Raw genomic sequence first — 16,958 nt, 5'->3', positions numbered from 1 at the left:
GTGATTTAAACAAGGAGTGAAACAATATGACTAATCATGTGACTGAGACGAATCAATCAAAGCAAAATTTTGCAGTTGAGGATGTATCCTTATTTATCAATGGTGAATTTGTTGATAGTGTTTCAAAGAAAACATTTGCCAATCTAAGTCCCTTTACAAATGAAACAATTAATCTTGTAGCTGAAGGCGATAAGGAAGATATTAATGTTGCAGTTGAGAGTGCGAAGACAGCTTTCGAGACAATTTGGAAAACGATGAAAATCTCAGAGCGGATGGTTTATATTAACCGCATCGCTGACCTTATTGATGAAGAAGCGGAAGAGATTGCGAGATTAGAAGCGATTGATACAGGGTTACCAATCAGTCAAACGAAAAAACAAGCGGCACGTGCAGCGATGAACTTCCGATTTTACGCGAAAATGGTTGAATCGACCTTGCATGGTGAAGCTTATCAAGTGGACGATGAATTTATCAATTACACAATCTATAAACCGCTTGGGGTGGTGGGGTTAATTACTCCGTGGAATGCGCCGTTTATGTTAGAAACATGGAAGGTGGCCCCTGCTTTAGCGACAGGGAATACGGTCGTCCTTAAACCTGCGGAGCTATCTCCTTTAACGGCAAATAAACTGGCTGAAGTGATACAAAAAGCAGGTTTGCCGAAAGGGGTATTCAATATTGTCCATGGTTTCGGGGAAACAGCCGGAGATGCACTTGTTCGTCATCCTGATGTGGAAGCGATTTCATTTACGGGTGAAACAACGACTGGCTCGACCATTATTAAAAATGCTGCCGATACGTTGAAGAAAACCTCAATGGAATTAGGCGGGAAATCACCGTTGATTGTTTTTGAGGATGCCGATTTAGATCGCGCCCTTGATGCAGCTGTTTGGGGGATATTCTCCTTTAACGGTGAACGCTGTACATCGAACTCCCGCGTGTTTTTGCACAAAAATATTAAAGAAAAGTTCGTTGCAGCACTTAAAGAGCGGGTGAAGAATATCGTCGTTGGTGATCCCATGGATAAGGCCACTGAACTTGGCCCGCTGATTGAAACAGCCCATTATAATAAAGTGAAAAAATATATTGAAATCGCGGGAGAAGAAGGCTGTGACGTTTTCCAAGGGGATGTGCCAGCAGCATTCTCTGCCGGTAATTATGTTCCACCAACTTTATTATTAAACGCGACGAATGATATGAAAGTTTGCCAGGAAGAAATCTTCGGACCAGTGATGGCTGTGATTGAATTTGAAACAGAAGAAGAGGTCATCAAAGTGGCAAACGACGTGAAATATGGCTTAGCTGGCTTCGTTTGGACGAATGATATTAAGCGTGGTCATCGTGTGGCCCAAGCTGTAGAGGCAGGCATGATTTGGATAAATTCGCAAAACACACGGGATTTACGAATTCCGTTTGGTGGAACGAAGGCGAGTGGTATCGGACGAGAAGGTGGACATTATGCCATTTTCGAATTTTACACAGAACCTAAGGTCATTCATGTCGCCATCAGTGATCACCATATTCCACAATTCGGTAAGAAAAAATAAGGAGGGGAATAGATGGGGGCAAAGAATGGAAAGCAATATATCGAGCGACTAAAAAAGGCGAGCAATAATATTTATTTGCACGGCGAAAGAGTGCAAGATGTAACAACACATCCCGGTTTAAAAGGTGTCGTGAAATCAATGGCAGATCTATATGATTTGCAGTTTGAGAAACCGGCAAAAATGCTTTACACATCACCGACAACAGGTGAACAAGTAGGAATGACTTGGTTGCAACCAAAAACGATTGAAGATGTAATAAAAAGACGAGAAGCCATTCAAGAGTGGGCCCTTACATCAGGCGGTATGATGGGGCGCTCCCCCGATTACTTGAATGCAGAAGTGATGGCCATGGGTGTATCAAATGAATTATTTGCTGAAGCAGATCCGATGTTCGCAGAAAACGCACGTAAGTATTACGAATTTGCTAGTGAAAATGATATTAGTTTGACACATACATTGATTCATCCACAAGTGAACAGGGCTAAGGCACAACATGAACAGAAGGATGCCAATGTCGCCCTCCATTTAGTGAAGAAAACAGATGAAGGGATATATGTGGATGGTATCCGTTTATTAGCAACGCAAGGCGGTATCACTGATGAAATTCTTGTATTTCCATCGACTGTGAAAAAAGCAGGTGAATTGGATGATCCGTATTCTTTAGCGTTCGCCATTCCGAATAATACCCCAGGATTGAAGTTTATTAGTAGGGAATCATTCGATTATGGGAGAAATGGTTATGACCATCCACTTAGCTCCCGTTTTGAAGAAGGAGATGCGATTGTTTCATTTGAAAATGTATTTGTTCCGTGGGAGCGTGTATTTGTGTGCGGGAATTCATCAATTTGTAACCGCACCTTCCGTGAAACAAATGCGGTCGTGCATATGTCGCACCAAGTCGTTTCAAAAAATATCATTAAAACAGAATTTTTACTTGGAGTAGCTTTGTCGATGATGGATGCCATTGGTATTGATAGTTTCCAACATGTGAAAGACAAAGGAACAGAAATCATGTTGGCACTTGAAACGATGAAATCTCATATGTACCGTGCTGAACATAATGCAAAGCTCGATAAGTGGGGGACCATGACACCTGATTACGAGGCACTCGATGCTGCACGTAACTGGTACCCAAGAGTTTATCCTCGTCTCATAGAAATTCTGCGTGTACTAGGTGCATCAGGATTAATGGGAATTCCAACACAAGCTGATTTTCAAAATGAAGAAATTGGTAATATTATTCACCGTGGATTACAAGGGAAGAATCTAGAAGGTTACGAGAGAGTTCAACTATTTAGGTTGGCTTGGGATATCACGATGAGTGCATTTGGCAGTAGGCAAATGCATTATGAATACTACTTCTTCGGCGATCCTATCCGTATGGGGATGACCTACTTTGATCATTATCAAGCGAAGGATGAGCTAAAGGCCAGAGTACAAGACTTTTTAGGCAAAGCGTCCAATTCAAAGTTTTTAAACGTTTAAGGGGGAGCGCGTGATGAGTGTAGATTTTGATATTATTCGCACGGCTAGAGCGATTTTACATGTGACCGATTTAGAACGATCTCGTGATTTTTATATCAAAGGACTTGGTTTAGTAGAAACCGAATCGGATGAAAATACGATTTATTTAAGAGGCTTAGAGGAACATGTTCATCATAGTCTAGTGTTGAAGAAAGCAGACGCACCACATGTTGAAGTCACAAGCTATAAAGTAAGGTCAGATGCCGATTTAGATGCATTGGCAGCTATGTTTGAAAAGCACGGTATGAAGACAAAGTGGTTAAAAGAGGGGAGCCAGCATGCCATTGGCAGGGCTTTACGGGTACAAGATGTCTCAGGAATCCCGTTAGAATTTTTTGCGAAAATGGATACAGTTGAGCGCCTATTACAACGCTACGATTTATATCAAGGCGCAAAGGCCCAACGGATTGACCATTTCAATAATATGGTCTCTGATGTGGAAGCCGCTTATGATTTTTATACAAAAGAACTCGGTTTCTCTTGTTCAGAATACACGGCAACTGAAGAGGATAAAATCTGGGCAGCCTGGATTCATCGAAAACCATCCGTCCATGATGTCGCCTTTATGAATGGGGAAGGCCCTCGTGTACATCACGTCGCCTATTGGCTCAGTGATCCGATGAGCCTAATTCATGGTTGTGATGTGCTAGCAGCACTAGGTTATGCAGAAAATATTGAACGTGGCCCAGCAAGACACGGCTTATCCAATGCCTTTTTCCTCTATTTAAGAGACCCAGATGGCCACCGTATCGAGCTATATAATGGCGATTATTTAACGAGCGATCCCGACTTCAAACCAATACGTTGGGAGCTCAACGACAAACGCCGCCAAACATTCTGGGGTGCAGCAGCACCGGACTGTTGGTTTAATGAAGCATCAACCGTTCTAGATGTACACACTGGCAAACCACTTGAAACTGTGGCAGGGAAATTGAAGCAGGCTAAACCGATATTTATTGTGTAATGGGAGAGAGGGAGTGAGTCTTCATTGGAAGCACTCCCTCTATTTCTAGTAAGAAAGCTAATTTTTTTGAAAATAGAATGACTGCGAGTCGTTTCATCTAAAAAAGGAATAGTCGCGACTGATCTGGATGGGAAAGAAAAGTAGAGGAAAAGAGAGAGTCGCGACTAATCTCGTTGGGAAGGAAAAGATAAGTAGGGTAAAGGGAAGAATCGCGACTAATCTAGTTGTGAAGGAAAAGATAAGTAGGTTAAAAGAAAGAATCGCGACTAATCTGGATGAGAAAGAAAAGATAAGTAGGGTAAAAGAAAGAATCGCGACTAATCTCGTTGTGAAAGAAAAGATAAGTAGGGTAAAGGGAAGAATCGCGACTAATCTGGCTGTGAAAGAAAAGATAAGTAGGGAAAAAGGAAGAATCGCGACTAATCTCGTTGTGAAAGAAAAGATAAGTAAGGTAAAAGGAAGAATCGCGCCTAATCTGGCAGTGAAAGAAAAGATAAGTAGGGAAAAAGGAAGAATCGCGACTAATCTCGTTGTGAAAGAAAAGATAAGTAGAGTAAAAGGAAGAATCGTGACTAATCTGGCAGTGAAAGAAAAGATAAGTAGGGAAAAAGGAAGAATCGCGACTAATCTCGTTGGGAAAGAAAAGATAAGTAGGGCAAAGGGAAGAATCGCGATTAATCTCGTTGTGAAAGAAAAGATAAGTAGGGAAAAGAGTAAAATCGCGACTAATCTGGTTGAGAAAGAAAAGATAATTAGTGGAAAGGGTGAAATCGCGCCTAATCTGTTAGGAAAAGAAAAGATAAGTAGGGAAAAAGGAGAAATCGCGCCTAATCTGGTTGAGAAAGAAAAATAAGTAGGGTAAAGGGAGAAATCGCGCCTAATCTGGTTGAGAAAGAAAAGATAAGTAGGGCAAAAGGAGAAATTGCGCCTAATCTAGTTGGAAAAGAAAAGATAAGTAGTGCAAAGGTAGAATCGCGCCTAATCTAGTTGAGAAAGAAAAGATAAGCCGGGAAAAAAAGGTAAAGCCACGACTTTTCTTTCTTCGGTCATTAGTTATGGCTTTGCCCCAAATCGTCAAAAAAGTGTTTAGTCTCTTGTTTAATCAAGGAATTTCATGACCTGAGGTACGGTTAAAAATAGCTATTTATGAGTTCGTAATAGGTTGCTCGGCCATTTCCGAATCTTTTAGAGTTTTTCTGCAAAATTCTATGAATTATGGCAGTGCTTACTTGCTTCCCAATCCAATCGTATATATCTAATGTTTTAATTTTCCTTTCAGGAAATAGGATTGAATAGTCTTTAATATTGTTTAAGATGATGTCATTTACGAATCCCGAATGGGAGCATTTCTTGCATAAAAAAGTTTTTTTACTCACTCGCTCCATCCTCCCACAACACTTATTACAAAACACACCCTTCGCTAATTCTTCATAATGATATTCTGGTTTAACAAGCATGTTTAGTTTGTTTTTGTGGTTGTTTAATAATGTCTCGATGATTTTAGTGTGAAGTAATGTTGGAGAGACAGTTTGTTTTTTTAATGAGTCAAGGTATGGAGGAATTTGTCCAGGAAAAATGATACTTTCATTTGGTTTTGCACCATATAAAATAAATTTGGGATTAACGAATATGAGGTGGTATTCAAAGGGAATGGGGAGCTGGTACCTCTTAAGAAACTGGTGAATGAGTGGTTCATTTCGTTTGATTTGGATGAGTGGACTTTTCATTTCTTTTTTTGAAGGACTAAGCCATTGGTCACCAACCAGTGTATAATTTCCACTGAAATTTTTAATTTCGAAAATAACTATTTTATTCTGCAGAATACAAAGAGCATCCAATTGAATAATGGATTGGTTAATCTCTAAAATGAGATCATAAAGAATGGGAATGTCATCTGGCAGTTCGCTTAAGAGGGTTGTCCAACGTATTTCACCATCTGCTCCTTTTTTCATTGCTTGTAGGTGTTGAAGGTGGTCTGACGATAATTCCTTTCGAGCATGGAGTGCAAGAAGAAAACGGAGTTGTTGGGGAGGGTATAGAGGTTTCATAATGGGCAATCAAAATCATCCTTTCCTACTTTTTCTTATATTATAAAGGAGAAAGTTCGCCATGTTAACTATTACATTAGAGCATGTGAAAAGATTCTTAAGTGTGTTACATAATTAAAGTTTTGTAACCAAATAGAGTTTGGACAAACTTTTTGGGAAAATAAAGCGTATATCCCTTTTCTCTCGTTCATACCATGTACTACAGCCTAGTGCTGACGAGCATGTTAGGGGGGGTAGGGAATGAATCGATTAGCACACCGTTTTTCAAAAATGGTTGAGAGATTTTTACCGGATGCCTTTGTCATTGCTGTTATTCTGATGTTACTCATGATGGGTCTTGCTTTAATCATGAATCCAAGTGAGCCATTGGTGATTGTGGAGTCTTTCGGTGATGGTTTTTGGACTTATTTAACCTTTACTATGCAAATGGTTTTATTATTAATGACGGGAATGGCATTAGCTAAAGTCCCTTTTATCCAACGTTTTCTCAGCCGTGTAGCATCATTAGCCAAAAGTGCAAATCAAGCTTATATTCTCACCTTTCTCGTATCCTCATTTGCCTATTATATTAACTGGGGATTGGCGGTCATTGTCGGTGCAATCATCGCCCGAGAGGTTGGTAAAAGAAATCAGCAGGCGCATTTTCCATTACTGGTAGCAGCTGCATATGCACCCACGGTATTGTACACAGCTGGTTTATCGAGTTCAATTGGATTATCAGTGGCAACAGAAGGTCATTTTCTTCAAAGTGTTATTGGTGTCATTCCAACTTCCGAGACAATATTTCATCCAGGTACAATGACGATTCTTATTGCCTTAGTGATAACGATGCCACTATTCATCATATTAATGGGACCAAAAAAAGACATTATTCCTTTTGTAGAAAAAGAAAAAAAGGTAACTTCTCGACAAAAGGAACAGAAAATAGATAGTCCGGCTATGAAGTTAGAGCGATCGAAGGTTTGGGGGACGGTAACAGGTTTGATTGGACTCATTTATTTACTAGTTTCATTTTGGAATGGTAGAGATTTAGATTTAAATATTATTAATCTTGCGTTTCTATCTTTAGGTTTATTATTTCATCAGTCGCTTACTCAATATGCAGAAGCGTTTAAGGATGCGGCCTCATCGATATCACCGATTATTTTGCAATTTCCGTTCTATGCTGGCATTATTGCGGTACTCGGTAGCTCAGGGATAGCCGAGTCTATTATCAATTGGATAACCAATGTGGCCACATCAGATACTTTTGGTGTTTTTACTTATTGGACTGCAGGCGCGGTGAACCTACTCGCCCCGTCTGGTGGGGGACAATGGGCATTACAAGGTCCATTACAAGTAGCGGCAGGAGCACAACTAGGAGTAAATCATGCCATCACTGCAATGGCTGTCGGTTGGGGAGATGGTTGGACGAATCTCATTCAACCCTTTTGGGCTCTACCTATATTAAGTGTTGTTGGTCTGCATATTCGCCATATAATGGGTTATTGTATTTTGTTGAGTGTTTGGGTGGGCGTGATTACTACTATTCTTATCTATTTTGTCTACTAGAGAATCCCCTATAAGAAAAGCCGACCGAAAATGGCCGGCTTTTCATTTATATACCCACTGTTACCTTCGGCTGAGCAACCCAATGCCCAGGCGTTACTTCCACAAGTTCAGCATTATCGAGTTGATATTCCTCACGTCGCTCTTCTTGTGCGGACAAAGTTTCGCGTTTTTTCTGCCGTTCAATCGCTGGGTCAGGGATTGGGATGGCAGCGAGTAGCGATTTTGTATATGGGTGTTGCGGGTTAGCATAGAGTTCTTCACTTTCTGCGAGTTCGACGATTTTTCCCCCGAACATGACGGCTACAAGGTCACTAATATGTTTAACCATGGAGAGGTCGTGGGCAATAAATAGGTAAGTCAATCCAAGCTTTTGCTGTAAGTCTTCAAGTAATTTAACGATTTGCGCTTGGATGGATACGTCTAGTGCAGAGAGTGGTTCATCACAGACGATGAATTTTGGTTCGACGGCAAGTGCGCGGGCAATCCCAATTCGCTGCCTTTGTCCCCCTGAAAATTCATGGGGATAACGCATTGCATGTTCCTTCTCCAAACCCACCATTTCTAGTAACTCTTCTACGCGTTTCCGGCGTTCTTGCTTATTTTTTACGAGCTTATGAATATCTAGTGCTTGACCGATGATATCAATTACTTTAAAGCGCGGATTTAATGAAGCATAAGGATCTTGAAAAATCATTTGCATATGTCTGCGCATCATCTTCATTTCCTTTGCTGTTAGTTGATTCACAGGAATACCCTGGTACAACACTTCACCAGCAGTTGGTTCATTTAATCTTAAAATCGCACGCCCGGTGGTGGACTTTCCTGAACCAGACTCTCCGACAAGACCAAGTGTTTCACCAGGTTTAATATAGAAGCTAATATCATCAACAGCCTTCAACACTTGGCCTTTGCCTAAATCGAAGTGTTGTTTCAATGCTTTTACTTCGAGAAGGGGTTCTTTTGCATTGATCTCTTCACTAATACGCGGTGCTGGTTTTGCTTTCTTTTTCTCATGAAGCTTTGGTAAAGCGTTGAGTAATCGTAATGTATAAGGGTGAGTGGCATGCTCAAAGATTTCTTCGGTTGTGCCTTTTTCAACGATTTCCCCGTCCTTCATTACGACAACACGGTCACACATGCCAGCAACAACGCCAAGGTCATGGGTGATTAAAATAATCGCAGTACCAAATTTTTCTTGCATATGCTTCATTAGGTTCAGTATTTGCGCTTGTATGGTTACATCAAGTGCTGTTGTTGGTTCGTCAGCGATGAGTAGCTTAGGACGACAAGCAAGAGCGATAGCAATCATTGCCCGTTGCCGCATCCCGCCAGAAAACTCATGTGGGTATTGGGCAAAACGAACTTCTGGCTTTGGAATCCCTACTAATCTTAAAAGCTCAATGGCTTCAGCCTTTGCTTGTGTTTTACCTAGTCCTTTTGTATGTTTTAGCATCGTTTCAGTTAATTGTTGACCAATACGCATCGTCGGATTCAACGAGGTCATTGGATCTTGGAAGATCATGCTAATATCTTTCCCTCTAATTGCTTCCATTTCTTGATCACTTGCATTGACCAGATCTTTACCGAGAAACATAATCTCGCCGTCTTTTAAAAGGGAAGGAGGAGACGGGAGCAGTCTCATAATCGAGCGGGCAGTGACACTCTTGCCACTGCCTGATTCACCGACAATGCCTAATGTTTCTCCTTTATTGACAGTAAAGCTGACACCTTTGACAGCTTCAAATTCCTTCTCTCGAGACATAAAGGATACTTGTAAATTTTCTATTTTTAATAACGGTTCCACATTCTCCACCTACCAAACTTTGATGTTTACTCTCGAACAATATTGACAGTCATATTATACTAGAATTAAAATATAGTATACAACTAGGAATTATCGGGACTAAAGGGGGTGAACGGATGAATGAATACAGTCAATAATGCGCCACAGAGACATTCATCTAGCGTTCCTAATGTGCTTTCGACACTCAGTCAAACCTTTGGGAAAATGAACCAATACCCATTTTTAAAATGGGTGATGTTGATTATAGGATTACCAGTTTATGTGATTAGCTTCATTATTTACCTAATAAAGAGAAAAGATGACGCTTATCAGCGGTTATGGCGTGAGCTCCATCAAGCATGCACAGAAGCCGGTTTAAAGGAAAAATTAATTACGAAGCATATAGAACAGCAAAGGCGAAAGCAAACGTTCTTTCAGCAAAAGATAGATGAGTTGAAAATGAAACAAGTGGCTGAAAAGAGAGCAGAAGATGAGTTTCTTCAGGTAGTAGAGGATAAAGTTCAGGAGGAATTAGCACAGCGAGGAGAAGATCAATTAACTTTTGCAAGTATCATGCGATCATTATTAGAACATCCAATATTTGTTGTTCTAACGTTCATACCTGGATTATTGTTCTATATCCTCCTTTTCTTGTATATGAATCCGTATATCAAGTATATCTTTGAAAGGCTTGTTTCCACCCTATTTGTTATTGTTGGGGTCGCTTTTTTTGTGTTTACGATTTTGTATATTTCACCGTTTGATCCAGCTGCCAATATTTTGGGAGTAACGGCTACAAAGGAACAGATCGCGACATTTAACCAAATTTACGGTTTAGATCAACCGTATTGGATTCAATTATGGCAAGCAATTCAAGGTATTTTCACATTTGATTTAGGTGCTTCTTTTGCCGGAAATGAAAATGTAGTGGATGCCATCGCTAGAAAAATTCCAATTACATTATTACTAACGTTTATTGCCTTAATTTTAGCGATTGTTATTGCCATTCCTATTGGAATCATTTCCGCTACAAGGTCAAATACTTTTTTAGATTATACGCTTATGTTCGTAGCTTTAATTGGGTTATCGATTCCGAATTTTTGGCAAGGTTTAATCTTTATTTTAACATTTTCGATTGAGTTACAGTGGCTGCCGGCTACTTTTACACCGGGTAATTTGCTTTCGATTATCATGCCAGCGGTTGTCCTGGGAACCGGTTTAATGGCTTCCATTGCTCGGATGACTCGCTCATCTACGCTAGAAGTCATCCATGAAGATTATATTATTACAGCAAGAGCAAAAGGTCTTAATGAACGCCGAATACTTTGGCGCCATGCTTTTGGAAATGCTTTGATACCAATTATTACTGTAATTGGTTTAATGTTTGGCGGTATGCTCGGTGGAGCTGCTGTTACAGAAAAAGTTTTTAATATTAGTGGAATTGGAAGTTATATTGTTGATAAACAATTTATCCCTGATATTCCCGCTATTATGGGCGGTGTTGTATACATTGCCATTACAATCTCATTAGTGAACTTATTGATTGATATTTTATATGCATTTATCGATCCAAGAATTCGTTCAAAAATGAAACAATATTAAAAGTAGGTGCAGCATGTCTACTCATAAAGATAGCTTGTTAAAAAAATTCGCCTTAAAGGCGACATCTGAATATGCGCAGGCCAACTTTGCCCTTGTTGTCTCTATTGCCTTAACGCTGATCTTTTTGCTTGCAGGTATTGACTTTTCAACAGGGGCAATCAAGCCAGTTTTCTTTTCATTATTTATTGCTTATGCCGTTTTCTCTATCATTCAAGCTTTTATTGCTTATCAAGTGAAGCGGGATTTGAAAAGAGATGGCGTTATACGCTCGTCGACAAGAATGTGGGGTTATATCCAACTATTAAGTGTATTGGTCGGTAATATTTTCACAACCGCTTTTGCATTTGGTCTTATTAAAAAGAAAAAAACCCCACAATACTTATTTACTATGTTTATGTTGATGACGCAATTCTACGTGATTGCGGTATCTTCATTAAACTTGTTTAAACCTTACGTAGCGAATACATTCCTCATGGGTATGTTTTTGTTACTGGCCATTTTCGTTTTTCAGTTGGTTGTACTCCTTTTAGTAATAAAAGATAACGGACAATTATCGAAATGGAAGTTGTATGTAGGAATCCTATTAATACTTACTTCTTTAACCGGTAATTTATTTGCCCTTGCCTTAGGTTTATTTATGCTATTGGAAGTGCTCAGCAAAACGCCATCTACTGTTGCTAAATGGTATGCGATGTGGGAGAAAATTGCGAGTAATATGACAGCGATGCTAGGATTATTTTTCATTCTGTTTATTTTTTCTTTATCGATTTGCAGTTATTGGACCTTCGATTATGGTATGGCTGTTGATAATAATTATGGTGCTACATTACAAATGCCAAGTCTTGCCTATCCTTTAGGTACAGATAATTTTGGTCGCGATGTGTTCTCACGCATTGTCTTTGGGGCCAGAATCTCTCTGATTGTAGGGGTTTTATCGACCTTCATTCCGTTTGTGGTTGGTGGGATTCTAGGTGCTATTTCTGGTTATTATGGGAAACGCACGGATAATATTTTAATGCGATTATTAGATGTATTATATGCTATTCCAGGTATTTTACTTGCGATCGTCATCATCGCAGCTTTCGGGGCAAGCACAACGACACTAGTGATTGCCTTAAGTGTTGGTTCAATTCCAACGTATGCAAGAACGATGCGAGCAAATGTGCTGATGATTTCCAATATGGAATATGTTATGTCGGCTCGTGCGCTCGGAGCAAGTAATCTATCGATTATTTTTAAACAAATTGTCCCAAATAGTATGGCACCAATGATTGTAAAGGCAACGTTAACAATTGGAGGAGCAGTAATTGCTACAAGTAGTTTAAGTTACTTAGGATTAGGAATTGAGCCGCATATACCGGAGTGGGGTAATATCTTAAAAGTAGGTAGTGCTTATCTAGAATCACATTCCTACTTAGCGATTTATCCTGGTATTGCTATTATTGCATTAGTTTTATCGTTTAACTTTCTTGGGGACGGGTTGCGTGATGCGCTTGACCCTAAGCTTGATTAATAAATAAAAGACTTTCAGGGGGGAAAGCAGATGAAAAAGGCGGTACTATCATTCTTGTTAATATTTACATTGATTCTAACAGGATGTGTGAATACAAAATCTGATGTTGAGAATGAAGGTTCAGGTAGTGGTGATGGCTCTAAGCCAACAATAGAGATTCTGGGCATGAGCAGTAGTGAAGAGGACATGAACATTGTTCGTGACCAATTAACGAAAAACGGTTTTGATGTAAAATTAAACATCCAACCTGACTATGGTAGCTTTAAAGCACAACAAGATGCAGGAAACTATGATGTTGCTTTATCAAGTTGGACGACTGTAACAGGAAACCCAGATTACGCTGTGCGTTCATTGTTTATTAGCGGTGGAGATTACAGCATTATGGCTGATAAAGAGATTGATGAGTTAATAGATAAAGCAAGTACTGAAACACCAGAAGAATACGCAAAAACATATAAGGAATTTGAGGAAAAACTTGTATTTGATAAAGCTTATATTGCACCATTATATAGCTCTTACAAAACACAAGCATTGAATAAAGATGTGTTAGTACCAGATTCTGTTCGCCTTTCTAAATCGCGCTCTTTAGCATGGGAAACGATTGATTTCCAAGATGAAGCGAAGAGAGAATCAGATCCACTCGTATTATCGCAAACACTTTCAACACTGACTTCCCTTGACCCAATTAAAGGGAACGATGGTTCTATTAATATGTTGAATTCGAATATGTATATTCGCCTTGTAAACTTAACAGATGATGATGTTGTGACGGCTGATGGTTCCCTATCTCGTAATTTTAGTATTGCAGATGGCAATTCTGAGTATTATTTCTTATTAAGAGATGACGTTAATTTTGCCAAAGTTACTGATAAAAAAGCAGAAGAAACAGATGACCTTGTTGGTGCAGAGGATGTTGTCTTCTCACTAGAACGTGCGAAGGATAAAAATTCTGTACCAGATCACCGCACATATAGCTTACATGAGCATATTGAGACAGCTGAAGTTGTGACAGATGTTTCAGAATTAGAGAAAGTACAAACTTCAGGTGGCGAGGGAACGGTTAAAGCAGCACTTGAAGAAGGATTAGATACAAAGATTGCCGAGTTAGTTGCTGAAGATGATGCAGCAGATAACGCAGCAGGTAAATACCAAGTGGTGAAAGTAACAACTACAGAACCATTCCCACAAGTATTAAACTACCTTGCGCACCAATCTGCAGGTATTGTATCAAAAGAACAAGTCGAATCAATCAACACATATAAAGTGGAAGACTTTGATGTGAACAAGGACATCGCTTATGGTGACCAAAACACAGTAACTGAAGGTGATAGCTATGACAATACGTTATATGCAAGTGGACCATACGTCTTATCTCATAAAAATGATTATGAAGCTGTATTCTACAAAAACCCAGGTTATATGACGGATACTGAAAATGAACCAAATATTAATCAAGTAAATGTTCGTTTCATTGCCGATATTGATAGCTCACTTTCTGCCTTACGTAACGGAGAAACACATATCCAATACAGCGTACCAGAAAATAAATATGAGACAGTAGAAGGCGATAGCAAACTACAATTACAAAGCATTCCAAGTAATGCTGTATCATACCTTCTATTCAATACAGAAGGTCGTGCCGTTTCTGAAAGTGCCGATCTAAGAAGAGCCGTACTTTACTCTATCAACCAAGAGGAAATCATTGACTACTACCAAGGTAATAAAATCAAAGCCTCATCTACAGTAAGTCCACTAGTAGATACTGGCAATGAGCTAAAAGCCGATGCTGATAAAGTGAAGGAATTCTTAGGTAAGTATCAAGCTGAATAATGGATAGAAATGAAAGATACCCCTCACAGGAATTTGTGGGGGGTTTTTTTGTATGGAGCTATCGTTCTAGATGTGTGATGGGGTCAGTAAAAGGAGGAGAACAAATTTCAGTGTGACATATCGCGCTAGCAAGAGTAATCATTGCTTTCGATATAAAATACTGATTGGTTACTTGATAATAAAGTAATTTAATATTGAAGCAACAAATTCGTATTCCAACGTTCACAAATGCATGAACCCTGTGGTAACTAATTATTTTTTTCGTTTGTCAACTTCAATCGCAATGAACAGTGGCAAATAGCTGGGAGTACAACCTTTTGCTACCTTTTCATCTTTGTAAAGACCGGTTTTCTCACCAAGGTTCATACAACGTGTACGATTCTTTTCATCATAAACGCCTATCCAGCCTGCGGTGAAATTCATAGCCCATTGAACTTCCGGTTCCTCCTGCATAATATTAGCTTCTAATGCAGATAGCAAGTCTGCGGTGTTATCAGGCGGTGTTTGTCCAGTCCATCTCAATCGCCCTTGATAATACCAGAAAGCTCGCCTTTGAAGAGCAAAAGGACTATTTTTCCATGACTCCATCAATGCAATTTTCTTCTTGTCTTTGGTGAGCTGATTAGCCATTAACCAATCCATTAAGTTATTTCGCTCATCAAAAGTGTGAGTCTGCATATCCTTATCAAGCTTATTTAGCACATCTTGAGAAAGAAGTTTTTTGTCCATAATTAAGATTGCTAATAGTCTAGGCAAAAACTCTTCAGTTGACCAAAGTTCCATAGCTAGTTCGTGATCTTTTTTAATATCCTTCGCGATCTTTCGTAAGTCGCCTAGTTTCGTTTTACTATTGATCTGAAGTAGAATGTGTTCTGCTTTTGAAGATTGCTTTATTTCTGTATCTTTGTTTTTATCCATACTATCCAACTCCTTTTAAAAGCACTGTTTCACAATATGTCCTTGATGGTCTATATAATTTTAATCCGTGGTGGTGTGCCTCCAAAGTTCCTCGTATTTATAGTGTAGCATATATCGTATTAAAGCTTTCTCTACATATAATAGAAGAAAAACCATCTCTAATATAATACAAACAATCAATTCCTTTTAATTGGATACGAAAAGAGCATCTCTTTTTAAAGAAATGCCTCGTTTGTTTAAGAACATCTATTCACAAAATAATTTATTAAGTAAGCTCACTTTTATTTAGTTTGCCGCCATACTCATCATTTCAATCCCCTGACATTGAGAAGGCGTCCCTTTTATGAGTGTAAAGGAATTTTGAAATAAACTAATTGTATAAAATAATATTATTTCACATCCTTAGAGGACCTTAATCAACAGTAATAGTGGGTCATAACAGAAACAATAGCTAATTAAATAAAAACCGTTTACGGCTAAGAATGTACCCCCCTATAGGTAAAAGTCTACCTATAGGGTACTTTTTTTGAAGTTATGGTCTCGTTGATGGAGAAGAAGAACAGTACTTCTAACTTAGGAAATCAACATTGTCTATCAAAAAGTGGAGATGAGAGCAATTCACAAGCAATCCCTGAATCCGAGAAAGAAACAAGAACCGCAAGCGGGGATACTCAGAGTTATCCGCCTCCAAAACTATTTGTTCCTATCACTAACCAAATTCATTGCATTGATTTCAACAATAATCTTTTCGCATTTCCCCATTGCCCACAAGTAGTGCTTGGATGTATTCGCAGCAAAATAGCTATATAGATTGCTTGTTTTTGTCCATTTGTAATGCTTTTTGGTTATGATTTCTTCAGTGGTATGGGTCCTGATAATGTTCATGATTCGCTCATGGCTTAATTTACATTTCATGATTGCTTGGTTGAGTTTCATATCTTGGTAGTTTTCCCAAATTTGTTGATTAAGCGGTTGAATATCTCGCCACTTATACCCGGGTGCCGGCATGGATGGTGTATCTCCGGCCATGCCTTCTCTATACCAGCGTTCCAACATCGCATGCCATTCATATAGGTGCATAAGAATATCACGAAAATTTTTATCCCGCTCAGCTGTCTCGATAGAAAGGCTTCTTTTTCTTACAGGAACAGATTCAATCAGTTTCATTAATGAGTGGAAATGTTGTTCACTTTCCTGTATGAGGCGTTCCTTTGTATCATCCATTTCGGCCATATCCCTCCATTTTCAAATCTATTGTTGCACCCCGTAAATAATAATGCTTAAAAAAACACTAATAAATAAAGTAATCAGCCAGTCTCTTTTTCTTGTCATTTTCAACAGAATATTAAGCACAGCACTAATGAGAAATAGAATAAGAAAAATAATAAAAACGTATATTAATTCCATAGTATACCCCTATAAACGATATTTTGTATGAAAACAATCATATATATGAACATCACAATGGCGCAAAATAAAGCGATCCCTTTATGACCTTGTTGAAATAGAGTAATAGTCATAATAAGTAACATCAACCCTAATAGCAGTAACGACAATGGCTGCAATGTGAAATCTTCCGTTATGAAAATATATGTAATGGTAATTAAAGCGAGAATAGATAAGATCATTTGTAGAATTTTAAGCATACTTTCTCTCCATTCTTAAATTCTTATTAAGG

14 protein-coding genes are annotated in these 16,958 nt (G+C 38.9%); 8 read left to right on the top strand and 6 right to left on the bottom strand.

All coding sequences use genetic code 11. The features are described from left to right. Window positions 1-26 precede the first annotated feature (26 nt). The 4 genes from hpaE (at window position 27) to MHI57_RS12825 (ending at window position 4,888) form a co-directional block, all read left to right on the top strand. On the top strand, window positions 27-1,547 hold the full coding sequence (hpaE, locus tag MHI57_RS12840; RefSeq protein WP_340976668.1) for a 5-carboxymethyl-2-hydroxymuconate semialdehyde dehydrogenase: 1,521 nt from the start codon (window positions 27-29) through the stop codon (window positions 1,545-1,547). 12 nt (window positions 1,548-1,559) lie between these two features. Continuing rightward, complete coding sequence (gene hpaB / locus MHI57_RS12835; RefSeq protein WP_340976666.1) at window positions 1,560-3,032, top strand: 4-hydroxyphenylacetate 3-monooxygenase, oxygenase component; 1,473 nt, start codon at window positions 1,560-1,562, stop codon at window positions 3,030-3,032. 13 nt (window positions 3,033-3,045) lie between these two features. Beyond that, window positions 3,046-4,035, top strand: a complete 990-nt coding sequence (gene hpaD / locus MHI57_RS12830) for a 3,4-dihydroxyphenylacetate 2,3-dioxygenase (protein WP_340976664.1) — start codon at window positions 3,046-3,048, stop codon at window positions 4,033-4,035. Window positions 4,036-4,162: 127 nt separating this feature from the next. Then, window positions 4,163-4,888, top strand: coding sequence for a hypothetical protein (locus MHI57_RS12825; RefSeq protein WP_340976662.1), 726 nt, complete (start codon window positions 4,163-4,165; stop codon window positions 4,886-4,888). A 277-nt stretch (window positions 4,889-5,165) separates the two neighbouring features. Here the strand turns inward: MHI57_RS12825 and MHI57_RS12820 are convergent, their stop codons facing one another. Then, on the bottom strand, window positions 5,166-6,083 hold the full coding sequence (locus MHI57_RS12820) for a nuclease-related domain-containing protein (protein WP_340978608.1): 918 nt from the start codon (window positions 6,081-6,083) through the stop codon (window positions 5,166-5,168). Window positions 6,084-6,323: 240 nt separating this feature from the next. On the opposite strand from MHI57_RS12820, the gene MHI57_RS12815 reads away from it, so the two are divergent. After that, on the top strand, window positions 6,324-7,634 hold the full coding sequence (locus tag MHI57_RS12815) for a short-chain fatty acid transporter (protein WP_445293202.1): 1,311 nt from the start codon (window positions 6,324-6,326) through the stop codon (window positions 7,632-7,634). Window positions 7,635-7,680: 46 nt separating this feature from the next. On the opposite strand, the gene MHI57_RS12810 is transcribed toward MHI57_RS12815, so the two are convergent. Beyond that, on the bottom strand, window positions 7,681-9,438 hold the full coding sequence (locus MHI57_RS12810) for an ABC transporter ATP-binding protein (protein WP_340976661.1): 1,758 nt from the start codon (window positions 9,436-9,438) through the stop codon (window positions 7,681-7,683). Window positions 9,439-9,558: 120 nt separating this feature from the next. On the opposite strand from MHI57_RS12810, the gene MHI57_RS12805 reads away from it, so the two are divergent. From MHI57_RS12805 to MHI57_RS12795, 3 genes are read left to right on the top strand one after another with little or no spacing between them, the layout of a single operon-like run. Next, complete coding sequence (locus MHI57_RS12805) at window positions 9,559-11,019, top strand: ABC transporter permease subunit (protein WP_340976659.1); 1,461 nt, start codon at window positions 9,559-9,561, stop codon at window positions 11,017-11,019. Window positions 11,020-11,032: 13 nt separating this feature from the next. Further along, window positions 11,033-12,532: an ABC transporter permease gene (locus MHI57_RS12800; RefSeq protein ID WP_095371708.1), complete on the top strand. Its 1,500-nt coding sequence runs from the start codon at window positions 11,033-11,035 to the stop codon at window positions 12,530-12,532. Between the two features lie 30 nt (window positions 12,533-12,562). Continuing rightward, the gene (locus MHI57_RS12795) at window positions 12,563-14,362 is read left to right on the top strand and encodes an ABC transporter substrate-binding protein (RefSeq protein WP_340976655.1); all 1,800 of its coding nucleotides are present in this window, start codon (window positions 12,563-12,565) and stop codon (window positions 14,360-14,362) included. Between the two features lie 252 nt (window positions 14,363-14,614). Here MHI57_RS12795 and MHI57_RS12790 read toward each other — a convergent pair whose 3' ends face one another. From MHI57_RS12790 to MHI57_RS12775, 4 genes are all read right to left on the bottom strand, one after another. Next, entirely contained in the window at window positions 14,615-15,280 is a 666-nt protein-coding gene (locus MHI57_RS12790; RefSeq protein WP_340976654.1) for a DNA alkylation repair protein, read from the bottom strand. Between the two features lie 693 nt (window positions 15,281-15,973). Beyond that, complete coding sequence (locus MHI57_RS12785) at window positions 15,974-16,504, bottom strand: ClbS/DfsB family four-helix bundle protein (RefSeq protein ID WP_340976652.1); 531 nt, start codon at window positions 16,502-16,504, stop codon at window positions 15,974-15,976. A 27-nt stretch (window positions 16,505-16,531) separates the two neighbouring features. Then, window positions 16,532-16,687, bottom strand: coding sequence for a hypothetical protein (locus MHI57_RS12780; protein ID WP_180316918.1), 156 nt, complete (start codon window positions 16,685-16,687; stop codon window positions 16,532-16,534). Beyond that, window positions 16,678-16,926 (bottom strand): hypothetical protein, encoded by a 249-nt coding sequence (locus MHI57_RS12775; RefSeq protein WP_289434757.1) that lies wholly within the window; start codon window positions 16,924-16,926, stop codon window positions 16,678-16,680. Before MHI57_RS12775 ends, MHI57_RS12780 begins: the two co-directional genes overlap by 10 nt. Window positions 16,927-16,958 lie beyond the last annotated feature (32 nt).

It is taken from the genome of Cytobacillus sp. FSL K6-0129 (genome assembly GCF_038007625.1).
Lineage (GTDB): Bacteria > Bacillota > Bacilli > Bacillales > Cytobacillaceae > Cytobacillus > Cytobacillus kochii.
This window is presented reverse-complemented; position numbering and strand designations above follow the sequence as displayed.